General features: G+C 40.9%; 12 protein-coding genes. 7 read left to right on the top strand and 5 right to left on the bottom strand.

The genetic code is table 11. The features are described from left to right. Positions 1-104: 104 nt before the first annotated feature. From ilvN to leuO, 4 genes are all read right to left on the bottom strand, one after another. On the bottom strand, positions 105-596 hold the full coding sequence (gene ilvN, locus ACWPW6_RS06225) for an acetolactate synthase small subunit (RefSeq protein ID WP_068445711.1): 492 nt from the start codon (positions 594-596) through the stop codon (positions 105-107). Between the two features lie 2 nt (positions 597-598). Continuing rightward, a complete protein-coding gene (ilvI, locus tag ACWPW6_RS06220) occupies positions 599-2,326 on the bottom strand; it encodes an acetolactate synthase 3 large subunit (protein WP_163860890.1) in 1,728 nt (575 codons plus the stop codon). A gap of 307 nt (positions 2,327-2,633) precedes the next feature. After that, positions 2,634-4,466, bottom strand: a complete 1,833-nt coding sequence (locus tag ACWPW6_RS06215; protein WP_154623206.1) for an AMP-dependent synthetase/ligase — start codon at positions 4,464-4,466, stop codon at positions 2,634-2,636. Between the two features lie 236 nt (positions 4,467-4,702). Beyond that, positions 4,703-5,656 (bottom strand): transcriptional regulator LeuO, encoded by a 954-nt coding sequence (leuO, locus tag ACWPW6_RS06210; RefSeq protein ID WP_250000228.1) that lies wholly within the window; start codon positions 5,654-5,656, stop codon positions 4,703-4,705. An 885-nt stretch (positions 5,657-6,541) separates the two neighbouring features. On the opposite strand from leuO, the gene leuA reads away from it, so the two are divergent. From leuA to mutH, 6 genes are all read left to right on the top strand, one after another. After that, entirely contained in the window at positions 6,542-8,122 is a 1,581-nt protein-coding gene (gene leuA, locus ACWPW6_RS06205; protein ID WP_163860888.1) for a 2-isopropylmalate synthase, read from the top strand. Positions 8,123-8,124: 2 nt separating this feature from the next. Continuing rightward, positions 8,125-9,216: a 3-isopropylmalate dehydrogenase gene (leuB, locus tag ACWPW6_RS06200; protein ID WP_154622664.1), complete on the top strand. Its 1,092-nt coding sequence runs from the start codon at positions 8,125-8,127 to the stop codon at positions 9,214-9,216. 1 nt (position 9,217) lies between these two features. Further along, positions 9,218-10,621: a 3-isopropylmalate dehydratase large subunit gene (gene leuC, locus ACWPW6_RS06195; RefSeq protein ID WP_163860886.1), complete on the top strand. Its 1,404-nt coding sequence runs from the start codon at positions 9,218-9,220 to the stop codon at positions 10,619-10,621. Positions 10,622-10,634: 13 nt separating this feature from the next. Beyond that, complete coding sequence (gene leuD / locus ACWPW6_RS06190; RefSeq protein ID WP_154622662.1) at positions 10,635-11,237, top strand: 3-isopropylmalate dehydratase small subunit; 603 nt, start codon at positions 10,635-10,637, stop codon at positions 11,235-11,237. A gap of 318 nt (positions 11,238-11,555) precedes the next feature. Next, the gene (gene sgrR, locus ACWPW6_RS06185; RefSeq protein WP_154622661.1) at positions 11,556-13,235 is read left to right on the top strand and encodes an HTH-type transcriptional regulator SgrR; all 1,680 of its coding nucleotides are present in this window, start codon (positions 11,556-11,558) and stop codon (positions 13,233-13,235) included. A 549-nt stretch (positions 13,236-13,784) separates the two neighbouring features. Further along, positions 13,785-14,468, top strand: a complete 684-nt coding sequence (gene mutH, locus ACWPW6_RS06180) for a DNA mismatch repair endonuclease MutH (protein WP_154622660.1) — start codon at positions 13,785-13,787, stop codon at positions 14,466-14,468. A gap of 173 nt (positions 14,469-14,641) precedes the next feature. Here the strand turns inward: mutH and ACWPW6_RS06175 are convergent, their stop codons facing one another. Further along, positions 14,642-14,881 (bottom strand): helix-hairpin-helix domain-containing protein, encoded by a 240-nt coding sequence (locus tag ACWPW6_RS06175; protein ID WP_154622659.1) that lies wholly within the window; start codon positions 14,879-14,881, stop codon positions 14,642-14,644. 183 nt (positions 14,882-15,064) lie between these two features. Between ACWPW6_RS06175 and ACWPW6_RS06170 the strand changes: the two genes are divergently transcribed. Then, complete coding sequence (locus ACWPW6_RS06170; protein WP_154635629.1) at positions 15,065-15,934, top strand: alpha/beta fold hydrolase; 870 nt, start codon at positions 15,065-15,067, stop codon at positions 15,932-15,934. The last annotated feature ends 32 nt before the right edge of the window (positions 15,935-15,966 follow it).

The raw sequence follows: 15,966 nt of genomic DNA, 5'->3' as shown, positions 1-15,966 counted from the left end.
AGTCCCTGATTACCGCTGCGAGGCAAAAATAGCTGCCAACGGTCAGAGCCCCGAATCAATCGGGGCTCTATATGACTACATTCTACCTTTAGAAGACAAATTTTTCATCGCATAATTTTATCGCCGCGTGAAACTCCTACAATACCTGAACGTACAACTTCAACAATTTCAGCAACACCACGCACCGCTTCAATAAATGCATCCAGTTTATCGCTTGTTCCTGCTAGCTGAACGGTATAAAGCGTTGGTGTCACATCAACGATTTGTCCACGAAAAATATCGGAGCAGCGTTTGATTTCATCGCGGCCATAGCCTGAAGCCTGTAATTTTACTAACATGATTTCACGCTCTATATGTGCTGAAGCGGTAAGCTCGCTAACGCGAAGCACATCCACTAATTTATGCAGCTGTTTTTCTATCTGCTCAAGAACCTTCGCGTCCCCTTTCGTTTGAATGGTCATACGTGACAAGGTGGGGTCATCCGTGGGGGCTACGGTCAAACTTTCAATGTTGTAACCTCGTTGAGAAAACAGCCCAATCACACGGGACAATGCACCAGATTCGTTTTCTAGTAAAACTGATAAAATACGACGCATGCTCAGGTCCTCTCTGTTTTGCTCAGCCACATTTCATCCATTGCACCACCGCGGATCTGCATTGGGTAAACATGTTCAGTTTCATCAACATTGATATCAACAAACACTAGGCGTTGATTTTGGTTCACTTCAACCAAGGCTTGTTGCAATTTTTCTTCTAACTCATCAGGAGAATGGACCGCGATGCCAACATGACCATACGCTTCAGCCAGTTTAACGAAGTCAGGGAGCGATTCCATATAAGATTGAGAGTGGCGACCTTGATAAATCATATCTTGCCACTGTTTTACCATTCCCAAAAAGCCATTGTTTAAATTCAGTACGATAACAGGCAAGCCATACTGTAGCGCCGTAGATAGCTCTTGAATATTCATTTGAATACTGCCATCGCCTGTCACGCAAACAACCGTTGACTGTGGGTGTGCGAGCTTAACCCCTAAAGCCGCAGGTAAACCAAATCCCATCGTGCCTAATCCGCCTGAATTAATCCAACGACGCGGCTTATCAAATGGGTAATAAAGTGCCGCAAACATTTGATGCTGCCCAACGTCAGAAGTCACATAAGCCTCACCATGAGTTAAACGATAAATCGCTTCAATCGCCTGTTGAGGCTTCACTTTCTGGCTATTTTTTTCGTAATTGAGGCATTTTTTCTCACGCCAAGTTTCAATCTCTTTCCACCATGCCGCTAATGCTTGGCTATTTTGTGTCGCTGAGACTTGCTCTAATTGATTTAATATTTGCTGAAGCGTCAGTTTCGCATCCCCAACAATCGGGATATCCGTATTCACCGTTTTAGAGATCGAGGTGGGATCCACATCAATTTGAATAACCGTGGCATTTGGGCAATATTTTTCCAAATTGTTGGTCGTTCTATCATCAAAACGAACGCCCACAGCAAAGATCACGTCAGAATTATGCATAACCTTATTCGCTTCATAGGTTCCATGCATACCAAGCATCCCCACAGAAAGATGATGCGTTTCAGGAAATGCACCAAGCCCCATCAGTGTTGATACAACAGGAAGCTGTAATTTTTCTGCTAATGCAATAATTTCCGGCGAGCAACTTGCATTAATAGCACCACCACCAACATAGAAAACCGGCTTCTCCGCCGCAATCAGTTTGGATAACGCTTTTTTAATTTGCCCTTTATGTCCTTGGAGAGTCGGATTATAAGAGCGTAGAGATACGGATTCCGGATAACGATAAGGGTATTTATGCGCTGGACTAACGGTATCTTTGGGTAAATCAATCACCACAGGGCCTGGCCGGCCACTTGACGCAATATAGAATGCTTTCTTGATGGTTTCAGGAATATCTTCTGCTTTTTTAACCAAAAAACTATGTTTTACAATAGGTCTGGATATCCCCACCATGTCACATTCTTGAAAAGCATCATTGCCAATAAGGGAGCTTGCAACTTGTCCTGATAGAACAACCAAGGGGATAGAATCCATGTATGCCGTCGCAATACCAGTAATCGCATTTGTCGCTCCGGGTCCTGACGTTACCAACACCACCCCAACATCGCCAGTTGAGCGTGCGTAACCATCAGCCATATGAACTGCCGCTTGTTCATGGCGAACTAATATATGATCAATGCCTCCGACTGTATGCAGTGCATCATAGATATCTAAAACAGCACCACCTGGATAACCAAATACGTGCTTTACACCTTGGTCAATCAAAGACTTGACGACCATTTCTGCTCCCGACAACATCTCCATGAGTTTGCCCCCAGACTATTTTTATCCGTTAACAGAGGTATGACTGTCCTCTTATTGTGTATTGTCATTCCTGTCATAGTGATGACAACTATTAACATATCGTTGTGCTGGAGACGACGCAAACACCATTTCTTAAGCAAAAATGACAACATTCAACATCGTCTTTATCTTTTACGATAATTAGTTAAATTAACCAAGAAAATAAAAAAAAGTGGAAATTTTCACTATAAACAGATGAAAAAGAGTACAAAGAGAAGCCGGATATCATCAATATTCTATCCGGCTATATGAGATGGTGATAATTTAACTATTCGCGATACATTGATTCTATTTCTGAATGATAGCGTTCAGAAATAATTTTTCGACGTAGTTTTAGCGTAGGCGTTAGCTCACCTTTTTCCATAGAAAAATTCGCTGGGAGTAAGGTGAAACGTTTAACTTGATGAAAAGTTTCAATATTCTTCTGTAACTCTTTCAAGCGACTTTCAAATAAAGCCACAATGTTGGAGTCTCTTAATAGCTCTAGGCGATCACGATATTTTAAATTAATAGAACGGGCGTACTCTTCTAATGAATCATAACAAGGGACAATAAGCGCAGAAACGAATTTACGCGCATCCGCAATAACAGCAATATGTTCAATAAACTGGTCTTGCCCTAATACACCTTCAATCATTTGTGGTGCTATATATTTACCATTTGATGTTTTCATCAGGTCTTTCAAACGGTCAGTAATATACAGGTTACCTTTAGCATCAATTTCACCTGCATCCCCCGTTTTTAACCAGCCATCAACCGTGAATGCTTCATCAGTATCTTGAGGGCGATTGTAATACCCTTTCATTACGACAGGTCCTTTGACCTGAATTTCATTGTTATCGCCGATACGCACTTCAACAGAAGAAAGTGGTGTACCAATAGAGCCTAATGGATAATGCCCTTCTTCCCAACAAGAGACTGTGGCACAGGTTTCGGTCATCCCATAACCGTATTTAATATTGATTCCTACAGCAAGGAAAAAGGCAATGACGTCATCATCCAAACGAGCCCCCGCCGCTGGCATGAATCGAATACGTCCGCCTAATAACTGACGCAGCTTAGTTAACACGAGCTTGTCGGCTAAATTAAATAGAGATTGATTGAATGCGGAAAGTTGCTCACCTCTAGCCAGTGATTGAGTTCTTTTATTGCCCTGTGCGATCGCCCATTTAAATAATAAGCGGCGCATAAGAGGGGCTTTGGCAACTTTACCCTGTACTGCACTATACACTTTCTCGTAAAAACGAGGGACTGCACACATCACTGTCGGTTTAACATCAGCAAGCGCTGCCCTAACCGCATTGGTATCCGTTAAATAAACATTACGTGCACCTGTGTGCATCACATAGAAGCTCCAAGCGCGCTCAAACACATGCGATAGAGGAAGAAAGCTTAAAGAAACATCCTCATCGGTCAGCTTTAAACGCTGGTCATGAAGGTAAAGTTGGGCGGCCATGTTGTAATAATCTAACATCACCCCTTTGGGTTCGCCTGTTGTGCCAGAAGTATAGATAATTGTGAACAGATCACTAAGATGATGGGCGGCAATACGTTGGTTTAATTCCTCTTGGTATTTAGGTTCAGCTTGGGCCATAAAATGAGCCAAATGCACTGAATCTACCCCACACTCTACCAACTCGACATCGTTATTAAGCACGACAATCGTGGTAAGTTGAGGACAAAAAGCCTTCAATTGACAAGCAACATGATACTGTTCTTGCTCACCAACAAATAGAATTCGAATATTTGCATCATTAATAATATAAGCAGCCTGTTCTAGGCTACTTGTCGCATATAAAGGGACAGTAACGGCTTTTAGTTGTAGCACAGCAAGATCAACCAAAGACCAATTCATACTGTTATGCGCGAATAATCCAATATTTTCTTGTACCTCAACATTAAGGGCTAACAGACGGTGAGCAATCGCAGTCGAATGCGTTTCAACTTGTTGCCATGTGAGCTCACTTTGCTGTCCATTATGCCATTGACTGAAAGCTATCCGATTCGCTGAATCAGCGGCACTAAACCGACTGTGTAAGCGATTGACCAAATGGTATGGATATAGATTTTCAGTAATCAAAGTATGTTTCCTATAATACATGTGTTAACGGAAGACACTCGGTAAACACACGACGTGCTTCGCCAGTTAATTATTTCAGCTTACATCTGTTAGCTGAACAACTTGAGTGTATAGACGAAAGAGGATTGTGAAAAGGGGTAGAATGTAAATATTCTGCAAATGTTATATAGGTAGCATAACTCATCACAGAATTTCACCATGATGAGTTAGCGGTAAATAAAGCGATAATCACAATTTAAGCGAGTGATTCAAAAGCCTTAGGTCAACAAATCAGTGATCAGCTGACAAAATTGTGATTTCATCCATTGATGTCCTTTATCTCGAGCCGTCGATTCATGCCAAGTCAAATAGCAAGGACGAGTATTCTCTTGCCATGGCAATGCAACCATCTGTAATTGATGCTTGTAACTTGAGTTTTCAACCAGCCACTTCGGAACAATAGCCACCAATTCAGTTTGAGAAACGATATTTAAAACACTGTTTAAATCGGTTCCTTGGTAACTAATCGTGTGGGATAAATCCGTATTACTATAATAAAGTTGGCTGAAAGAACCTATATTATCCATTGACATTACCGCATGTTTTTCACTATTCAACAGACTTTGCGTCACATTATTCACAATACGAGGGTGATTTTTCGCGACAACGAGAACTAATTCATCATTAAATAAAACTTGTTGTTGATACTCGCTTTTTTCGAATTGATTATAACTCACCGAAAAATCAGTTTCTTGATATTTTAATTTATGTTCAATGTTATTATCTAAGAAACAATGAATATGGATATTAATATTAGGCGATATATCTTTAAATTTTTCGACGATAATTGCGGCTAAACGAATATCTAATGGAGAACAAATAGATAAATTGAATACTCGATCACTCAGTTTCGGGTCAAAACCTGCCCCCGGTAACTCATTATGCACTAGTTGTAGTGCTTGTCTAACAGGCCCAAAGAGCTGTTTAGCGCGGGAGGTTGGTTGTATTCCACGACCATACCGAACAAAAAGCTCATCATTAAACATTGATTTTAAACGAGATACAGCGTTACTCACGGCAGGTTGAGACATACCTAATACCTGCGCTGCCCGTGTGACATTTTGCATCTGCATGACCACATCAAAAACCGTCAATAAGTTAAGATCAACATTTCGCAAATTAATATCACAATTCTCTTTTTTAGCTGGTGAAACCGCATCAAAATCAGTCATTATTTACTCCAATAAAGATATCTATCATTTTTATTAATGAAAATAATCTTCTCCTAAATAAATAAGGATTTTATAAATTCATTAAATATTATTCTTCGAACAACTTATCAATGATAAGCTATTTCGCGTTCCCTGCATTTATTAAAACGACGCTTATATTATATTATCTATCAATGTAACAACACACTAAAGATGTTATAACAAAACGAAGGTATTCATCGACATAATGATTTTAAATTACGCATTTAAAATCGTTATTATTAACTTAAAAATAATAAAACAAATTTAAAAATAAATCATAATAAATATCATCAACAACCATAAAATGGTCTTATTATCAGATTAAATTTAAATTATTCATTTATTAAATAATTTGTTTAATTAAAACTATAATTAGAGCTTATTTTTATATCTAACGTTATAGTTTCCCCTATGACAAGCTGTACAAAATTTTAATCCAAACCATCAGTTTATGCTATATTTCCATCTAGTTATTTCATGAAAAGAATTTTACCCCTGACTTATCGATAAAATATAGAGAAAAACATCACCAAATATAGCGAAATTAGTCACAATCACTAACTCTGGCTAATGATGCATAATTCTCCAAAATTGCCGGAAAAATCTAAAGTTGACAGCAAAGAAAAGATCACGTATCAATAAATACAGATTAGTTAAAAACCTATTTAGAGACTGTGAAAATGACAACTTCTATCCGCCTACTAAGCCTACTACTACTCGCATCCAATGTGCGCGGTATGCTTATGGACGGAAGATAAAAACTCACAGTCCAGAAACATAAAAAACCCGCGCCAGCCGCGGGTTTTTTTATGCCTGCCGGCATCGCAAAGCATAACGATAAAATCTGTATAAGAGGAACACAACATGAGCGATCAAGTCATTATCTTCGACACCACCTTACGTGATGGTGAGCAGGCATTACAGGCAAGTTTATCTGTAAAAGAAAAATTGCAAATCGCATTCGCATTAGAACGCCTCGGTGTTGATATTATTGAAGCTGGTTTTCCTGTTTCCTCCCCAGGTGATTTCGAATCGGTACAAACCATCGCGCGTGAAATTAAAAATAGTCGCATTTGCGCGTTAGCGCGTTGTGTTCAAAATGATATTGATGTTGCGGCAGAATCACTGAAAGTGGCTGAGGCATTTCGAATTCACATCTTTTTAGCGACCTCGAATTTGCATGTCCAAAAGAAATTAAATAAAACATTTGATGGTGTCATGGATATGGCTATCGATTCGATTAAACGCGCGAGACGCTACACCGATGATGTTGAATTTTCATGTGAGGATGCCGGACGTACCGATATTGATAATTTATGCCGTATCGTTGAATCAGCCATCAAAGCTGGCGCCACCACCATCAATATTCCAGATACCGTTGGTTACACAACGCCTTATCAATTCGGTGGCATTATCACCTCTTTATATGAACGCGTCCCAAATATTGATAAAGCGGTCATTTCTGTGCACTGCCATGACGATTTAGGTATGTCTGTTGCCAACTCGATTACGGCTATACAAGCAGGTGCTCGTCAAGTCGAGGGAACAATTAATGGGTTAGGTGAACGTGCAGGTAACACCGCCTTAGAAGAAGTCATCATGGCCATCAAATTGCGCGAGCAAATGATGAATGTACATACCAATATCAATCACAAAGAAATCTACCGTACCAGCCAATTGGTCAGCCAATTATGCAATACCCCAATCCCTGCTAATAAAGCCGTGGTCGGTAGTAATGCATTTGCGCATTCATCGGGAATTCACCAAGATGGCGTGCTGAAAAATCGTGAAACCTATGAAATCATGACGCCTGAATCAATTGGCTTGAAAGCAATCCAATTAAACTTAACATCTCGTTCAGGCCGTGCAGCCGTTAAGCATAGAATGGAAGAGATGGGCTACCATGAAGGGAAAGATTTTAATTTAGATGAATTGTACACCGCTTTCCTGAACTTAGCCGATAAGAAAGGACAAGTGTTCGATTATGATTTAGAAGCGTTGGCATTCTTTGCTAACCAACAAGATGAAACGGATCACTTTGTCATGGATTATTTCAGTACCCAATCAGGCTCAAGTGTTGTTGCTACTGCCACCGTGAAAATGCGCTGTGGGGAAAGTGAAAAATCGGAAGCTGCAACAGGAAATGGCCCTGTTGATGCGATTTATCAAGCCATCAATAAAATTACCAATTATCCAATTAACTTAGTCTCTTATAAGTTGTCTGCAAAAGGACAAGGGGAAAATGCGTTGGGTCAAGTCGATATCGTTGTCGAATGCTTTAATCGTCGTTTTCACGGCATGGGCTTAGCAACCGATATTGTCGAATCGTCCGCCAAAGCGATGGTGCATGTGTTAAACAGCATTTGGCGCTCTGAACAAGTTGAAAAAGAAAAACAAAAAATATCTCAAAAAGAATCACAATCAAATACAAAGGAAGCTGTATAACAATGTCTAAGAGCTATCATATTGCCGTATTACCTGGAGATGGTATTGGACCAGAAGTCATGGCTCAAGCCAATAAAGTGTTGGATGCAATCCGCCAGCGTTTTGCATTATCTATCACAACCAAAGAGTATGACGTTGGCGGTATCGCAATTGACCGCCACGGCAAACCGCTACCTGAAGAAACTGTCGTAGGTTGTGAAAATGCAGACGCCGTTTTGTTTGGTTCCGTTGGTGGCCCTAAATGGGAAAACTTGCCGCCAGATAGCCAACCCGAACGAGGAGCACTGCTGCCATTACGCAAACACTTTAAATTATTCAGTAACTTGCGCCCTGCCCGCTTGTATCAAGCGTTAGAGGCATTTTGTCCTCTGCGTGCTGATATCGCAGCCCAAGGTTTTGATATTCTCTGTGTACGTGAATTAACAGGCGGTATCTATTTTGGTCAGCCAAAAGGCCGTAAAGGTGAAGGGCAAGATGAATACGCTTTCGATACCGAAGTTTATCACCGTTATGAAATAGAACGTATCGCACGCATTGCTTTTGAGTCAGCACGGAAACGTCATCATAAAGTGACCTCAATTGATAAAGCTAACGTATTACAAAGTTCTGTTTTATGGCGAGAAGTTGTTAATCAAATCGCTAAAGAATACCCCGATGTCGCTGTTAGCCATATGTATATCGATAATGCAACAATGCAAATGATTAAAGCACCATCTCAATTTGATGTTGTTTTGTGTTCAAACTTGTTTGGTGACATTATTTCTGATGAGTGTGCCATGATCACTGGTTCAATGGGGATGTTACCATCGGCAAGCCTAAATGAAGATGGCTTTGGACTCTATGAGCCAGCAGGAGGTTCCGCGCCAGATATCGCAGGTAAAAATATCGCGAACCCAATCGCTCAAATTTTATCGGCAGCCATGCTGTTAAGATTCAGTTTAAATCAGAATGACGCCGCTGATGCCATCGAAAGAGCTGTGAATAAAGCGTTAGAAGAAGGCCATCGTACCGCAGATTTAGCCGGTGGTGGCAAGTCCGTCAGTACTAGTGAAATGGGTGACATTATCGCCCGTTATATCACCGAAGGGGTGTAACATGGCCAAAACTTTATATCAGAAATTATATGATGCGCACGTTGTACGTGAAGTCGATAATGAGATACCCCTGATCTACATTGATCGTCATTTGGTTCATGAAGTGACATCACCTCAAGCCTTTGATGGCTTGAGAACCAAAAATCGTCCATTGCATCAACCAAGCAAAACCTTTGCAACCATGGATCATAACGTATCAACACAAACAAAAGATATTAACGCTTGTGGTGATATGGCACGTATCCAAATGCAAGAGTTGATGAAAAACTGCAAAGAGTTCGGTGTGACCTTATATGACCTTAACCATCCTTATCAAGGTATTGTTCACGTGATGGGGCCAGAACAAGGCATTACTTTACCGGGTATGACCATCGTGTGTGGGGACTCGCATACTGCAACTCATGGTGCATTTGGTGCATTGGCTTTCGGTATCGGTACTTCTGAAGTTGAGCATGTCATGGCGACCCAAACCTTGAAGCAAGCTCGCGCCAAAACCATGAAAATTGAAGTTATCGGTAAAGCACCGGTCGGCATTACAGCAAAAGATATCGTCTTAGCCATAATTGGTAAAACAGGCAGTGCTGGCGGTACAGGCTATATTGTCGAGTTTTGTGGTGAAGCAATTGAAAACCTCAGTATGGAAGGTCGTATGACCGTTTGTAATATGGCCATTGAGTTGGGGGCGAAGGCAGGTATTATCGCTCCAGATGAAACAACGTTTAGCTATATGGAAGGTCGTCAATTTGCCCCTAAAGGAAAAGAGTGGGATGAGGCTGTTGCGTACTGGAAAACCTTAAAAACCGATGAAGATGCGCAATTCGATAAAATCGTCACATTGCAAGCCAGTGAAATCGCGCCACAAGTCACTTGGGGAACGAATCCGGGTCAAGTTATTGCCATTAATGAACCAATACCTTCCCCAGAATCTTTCAGTGATCCTGTGGAACGGGCATCTGCTGAGAAAGCTTTAGCTTATATGGGGTTAAAGTCTGGTATCAAGCTGTCTGACGTAAAAATTGATAAAGTGTTTATTGGTTCTTGTACTAATTCACGTATCGAAGATTTACGTGCTGCGGCAGCTATTGCTAAAGGTAAAAAAGTGGCTTCTGGTGTTCAAGCGATCGTTGTTCCCGGTTCAGGCCCAGTTAAAGCTCAAGCGGAGCAAGAAGGGTTAGATAAAATCTTTATCGAAGCGGGTTTTGAATGGCGTTTACCTGGTTGCTCCATGTGCCTTGCAATGAATAATGACCGTTTGAACCCTGGTGAACGATGTGCATCAACCAGTAACCGAAATTTTGAAGGTCGCCAAGGTCGAGCAGGACGTACTCACTTAGTTAGCCCTGCAATGGCTGCGGCAGCGGCGATTAATGGTCATTTTGCGGATGTCCGCGATATTCACGCCTAAAGGAGCATTTATCATGGAAAAATTTATTACCCATACAGGCATTGTGGCCCCTTTAGATGCGGCGAATGTGGATACAGATGCGATTATTCCAAAACAGTTTTTGCAAAAAGTCACCCGTACAGGATTTGGACAACACCTGTTTAATGATTGGCGTTTTCTTGATGACGCCGGACAGCAACCAAACCCAGATTTTGTATTAAACAAGCCAGTGTTTAAAGGTGCGAGTATTCTACTCGCCCGCGAAAACTTTGGCTGTGGCTCCTCTAGAGAGCACGCGCCATGGGCCTTAACTGACTTTGGTATCCAGGTGGTTATTGCACCTAGTTTTGCTGATATTTTTTACGGTAACTCTTTCAATAACCAATTGTTACCAATAAAACTGAGCGATGCAGAAGTTGACGAAATGTTTAACTATGTGCAAAACAATGAAGGTTGCCAATTCACGGTTGACTTAGAGCAGCAAACGGTTCAAGCAGGCGATAAAACTTATCATTTTGAGATTGATAGTTTCCGTCGTCACTGCATGATGAATGGCCTTGATAGCATTGGTTTGACCTTGCAGCATGCTGATCAAATTAAGCAATATGAGCAGAAAATTCCTTCATTTATGCGCTAAGCATTAACAACCACTTTCTAAACGCCCACCTTCTGTGGGCGTTTTATCTTATAAATAGTGAATAAGCCTACCCCTACATCATGATTTACTCTAAAATCATCCTCATTATTATGTAGACTAAATCCAATAACAGTATTCAAAATAAAGGCAACAAAAAAAGCCGATAATGCTGCTATCGGCTGGTAAATTACCATTACTCAATAATTCTGGGAGTCAGCCTGCCAATTAACAGGCCTAACGAGCTACTTACTGGTGTCTATTATCAAATGGATATTGGGAAATAAAAATTGATGTAATCATTGCCGGAGTTCCTCTTTTATGTCCAGTTCTCGCTTACAAACACAATTCGTCCGTCTTTGGCAACACTTTCAGGGTCAAGATAGTGAAACCACATTGCAACATATTGCCGATACACTGTTTTGCTCTCGACGCCACGTCCGCACTTTATTAAATAGCATGCAATCTCATGGGTGGCTCAGTTGGCAAGCCGAAGCAGGCAGAGGGAAACGTTCAACCTTACTCTTTCATGTTAATGGATTAGAGTTACAGCAAGCCCAAGCGGAGCGTTTGCTAAAAGAAGAAAGCATTGAAAAACTTGTTGCTTTAGTGGGAGATAAAGAAACAATCCGCCAAATGGTTCTCTCTGAATTAGAACGCAGTTATCGGCAAGGTAAGAATCTTTTACGCATCATCTACTACCGTGATTTCCCTAATTTGCTACCAGGAACCCCCATGAGGCGTTCTGAAATTCACTTAATGAGTCAGATATTTAATGGATTAACGCATATAAATGAGGAAAAAGGGGAAGTCGAAAATGGTATCGCTCATTATTGGCAAATGATAAATGACACTGAATGGCGTTTTTACTTAAGACCCAGTATTTACTTTCACCACGGTAGAGAGATGCTAGTCGATGATATTATTAGTTCATTGATGCGTTTACAGCAGTGCTGGCCATTATTTTCACATATTAAATCTGTCACCTCCCCTCTTCCCAATGTCATTGATATTCAATTAAGTGAAGTCGACAAGCAGCTACCTTTACTATTAGGGAGTCCTCATGCTGCCATTCTCCCCAAAGAGTGGGAGTCTTTTGACAATTTTGAGCAAATACCTATTGGTACAGGCCCTTTTTTGGTTGAAAAAAACTTACCGCAAAAACTGACAATCACTGCATTTGACCGCTATTTTGGCTACCGTGCACTACTTGATGAGGTCACTATTTGGGTCGTGCCTGAATTATCTGAGCAAATGGTGTGTACCACATTAAAGATGGACAGTGACAGCAAACCAAATGATTCGTTAGAAAGTCGTATGGAAGAAGGATGCTACTTTTTATTGATGGATCAACGCTCTGCCCTAGCGCAGCGTTGTGATATACGTCAATGGCTATGCAGTTTTTTAACACCAATCAATCTGCTCGCGCATTGTGAATCATTTTATCAGCGGCACTGGGCTCCCGCTTATGGGCTATTACTGCATTGGCATCATAGTCGCATGTTAACGCTATTACCTAAGCCAGCTGATTTAACCGAATTGACGGTCACTTTCTATCATCAACACCACGAGTTTTATGCTATCAGCCAAATAATGAAGCGTGTATTGAAAACGCAAGGTATCGAATTAAAAATAAACATTGTTAATTACCCTGAATGGTTCAATGGCACAGCAGAAAGTGATATTTGGCTTGCGACAGCCAACTTCTTTAAACCTCTCGAATTTTCAATTTTTGCCACTTTATATGAAATGCCATTATTTCGTGAATGTTTAGGCTCCCCCCTCAAAGAGGAGCTGTCAAATTGGCGACAACAATCACTTAATGTCGAAGCATGGTGTGAAAGCTTAGTTGATTCACAGATTTTTCATCCAATCTTCCATCATTGGTTAGAGCTTCAAGGACAAAAAACCATGCGTGGAGCAAGGATGAATACGTTCGGTTGGTTTGATTTTAAATCGGCATGGTTTCAACCTTCTGAGGATAATGCACAGAAATCATAAAAGTTATGAACACCATAGATGAATAATAAGGATGTTATTCACTTTTTCTGTGGATATCCATGTGAACAACCCGATAGTAATCAGGGTATATCCTACAGGTCACTTCTTCAAGAAAATCCTCACGCATTACTAACTCATTTTAAAACAATAAGATACTTACATTCCATCCTGTTATCTCCTGTTTATGTTTTCGACTTTATTCATTAGGAGTTCAAATGAACAAAGATCAATCAATGTATGATTTATCCACAAGTAATGCGCTTAACTTAGGCAAGTTGTGTGATTAGGTTCAAAAAAACAGGTAAGTCAAGCCTGTAAATGCACACAGTAATTAAAGTTTTTCACAGTTATCCAATAAATCTGTGGATAACCTAGTGAATGATCCTGTGATTATTATGGGATGAACGTGAATAACCTATTTTTCGTTAAAGATAATGTGGTTAAGTCTTCTATTATTATCTTATATATCAATGCATTAATTATCTGGTGTAAAAAGTGATATACTTTCTCTACCCTGTGAACTTTTTTTGATTATTATTTAATCGCATTATGCCATTTTTACCGCCACCACCACCTGAAAATGAGTCTGTTTTAATGGCGAGAGCGCAAGCCCTTGCTGGTTATACGCTGGGCCAATTGGCTGAATATGCAGGATTACCAATCCCCCCTGATTTAAAGCGCGACAAAGGCTGGGTCGGCATGTTGCTAGAGTATTTTCTAGGGGCTAGTGCAGGAAGTAAGCCTGAACAAGATTTTGCTGAAATTGGCGTCGAATTAAAAACGATTCCTATCGATCGTCATGGTGTGCCACTGGAAACAACATTTGTTTCCGTTGCGCCTTTAACGGGCAATAGTGGGTTGACTTGGGAAAACAGCCATGTTTGTCGAAAGCTGTCTCGGGTACTGTGGTTTCCTATTGAAGGAGAGCGCCAAATTCCTCTTGCACAGCGTCGTGTGGCGACGCCTTTACTATGGAGTCCCTCACCACTGGAAGAGCAATTGCTACGTCAAGATTGGGAAGAATTGATGGATCTGATTGTTCTTGGGAAGGTTGAAACCATCACTGCACGGCATGGACAAGTGCTACAAATACGCCCTAAAGCCGCTAACAGTAAAGCATTAACAGAAGGAATTGGTGAGTTTGGGCAAACTATCATGACATTACCGAGAGGCTTTTATCTTAAGAAAGATTTTACAGCCCCTCTTCTCGCTAGGCATTTTCAACTCGGTTAAAAAGAAAATGTATATATGATGACACCGCTATCCGCGTTTACTCAAGATACGCCGGTAACAGCTCAAGCCAAGATAACTAAAGTCTCTATTTGTTATCAACACATTTTATCGTTCGCGAATACGGCTGGGATCACATTCGCTTATTCATCAATCAGGAGCCTTGAAACCACTCGCTATTTAGTGGCCATCTTAGCGGCGTTAATGGCTCCTTCCACTGCTTTCTTAGCCTGTGGGCTGTTTTTCCAACAGCTAGACCCTGTGAGTTCAGCGCCTAACCGCAAAATTTCCTCATAGGATGCTTCACTTAGCTGAGATAACGTCGAGAATCCCATTTGTTCTAATCGACTCATCACCGTCGGCCCTACCCCTTTTACCGCGAGTAAACACTGTTTGTCCGCTTCTGAAAACCCCATATTCGTTCCTAATTAAATGAGTAGCTTATCTTTTTTTAATGAATAGCTTTGCAATATACCTCATTATTATTTTACTATTCTTTTATGGCTATTATTATTTCAATAAAATCTCCTATATCCTTTGTGTCACTCATCACATTTATGGTAGTACACCCTCGATTTAGCATAAGTTAGGAATTAGCAATGTATACTCGTCAGCTCACCACGACACGCCATAATTCACTCCAACTGCCTGATGGCCGTCATTTGAGTTGGTATGAGTCTGGGCCGAAAACCGGTTTTCCAGTTATTTTTTGTACTGGTGCAGGTATGAGTGGGACACTCGGTTTTGGCATTGAATTCCTCAACCGTTTTGGGCTGCGATTGATTGTGCCTGAACGAGCGGGTTTAGGGGACTCTTCCCAAGATCCACAAAAATCACTTTCTCGTTTTGCCGCAGATGTCGCTGTGTTGTTGCATTCTCAGCAAATCAAACATTACTCAGTGATTGGTTTTTCTCAGGGCGCTGTATTTGCCATGGCACTGGCTTTTTATGGCACTCCGAATGCATTATCCATCGTCTCAGGCCAAGACCAATTTGAACATCCAGCAACGAGAGAACGACTACGCTCTGATGTGATTAATATGCAAGAGCAAGCCATAAATAGCCCTGAAGCGCTCGCTGACTGGTTGAAAAAAAATGTCAGCGCACCATGGCTATTGGCATTTATTCTCAATTGTAGTGCTGAAATCGACCAACAGCTTTATCATGAAGCCACCTTTTTAGAAGCTTACACCGAATGTATGAACCGTGCTTTTGTACAAGGTAATTTAGGCTATGTTCAAGATTTGCTGATTACGCTACAAGCATGGCCTTTCCAACCTGAACAGATCCAATGCCCTGTATCATTATGGTATGGCCAAAAAGATGAAAGTTCTGTGCACTCACCCGATTTTGGCCATATCCTTGCCACTCGCTTTCCTCATTGCCAACATTTCCTGTTTAAAAATGAAGGGGGTTCTCTATTATGGACCCAATCAGAAGCGATCTTAAAAAATTTAAAAGCTGAATAAGTAAATATAAATTAATAACTGGCTGAATATTG

The organism is Providencia sp. Marseille-Q8014 (assembly GCF_965112055.1).
The sequence above is the reverse complement of the archived record's forward strand: the minus strand, read 5'-3'. Positions and strand labels throughout refer to the sequence as shown.

Coding starts and splice junctions, on each gene's coding strand:
- ilvN (WP_068445711.1), bottom strand. CDS start 596: ATGCGTCGTATTTTATCAGTTTTACTAGAAAACGAATCTGGTGCATTG.
- ilvI (WP_163860890.1), bottom strand. CDS start 2,326: ATGGAGATGTTGTCGGGAGCAGAAATGGTCGTCAAGTCTTTGATTGAC.
- ACWPW6_RS06215 (WP_154623206.1), bottom strand. CDS start 4,466: ATGTATTATAGGAAACATACTTTGATTACTGAAAATCTATATCCATAC.
- leuO (WP_250000228.1), bottom strand. CDS start 5,656: ATGACTGATTTTGATGCGGTTTCACCAGCTAAAAAAGAGAATTGTGAT.
- leuA (WP_163860888.1), top strand. CDS start 6,542: ATGAGCGATCAAGTCATTATCTTCGACACCACCTTACGTGATGGTGAG.
- leuB (WP_154622664.1), top strand. CDS start 8,125: ATGTCTAAGAGCTATCATATTGCCGTATTACCTGGAGATGGTATTGGA.
- leuC (WP_163860886.1), top strand. CDS start 9,218: ATGGCCAAAACTTTATATCAGAAATTATATGATGCGCACGTTGTACGT.
- leuD (WP_154622662.1), top strand. CDS start 10,635: ATGGAAAAATTTATTACCCATACAGGCATTGTGGCCCCTTTAGATGCG.
- sgrR (WP_154622661.1), top strand. CDS start 11,556: ATGTCCAGTTCTCGCTTACAAACACAATTCGTCCGTCTTTGGCAACAC.
- mutH (WP_154622660.1), top strand. CDS start 13,785: ATGCCATTTTTACCGCCACCACCACCTGAAAATGAGTCTGTTTTAATG.
- ACWPW6_RS06175 (WP_154622659.1), bottom strand. CDS start 14,881: ATGGGGTTTTCAGAAGCGGACAAACAGTGTTTACTCGCGGTAAAAGGG.
- ACWPW6_RS06170 (WP_154635629.1), top strand. CDS start 15,065: ATGTATACTCGTCAGCTCACCACGACACGCCATAATTCACTCCAACTG.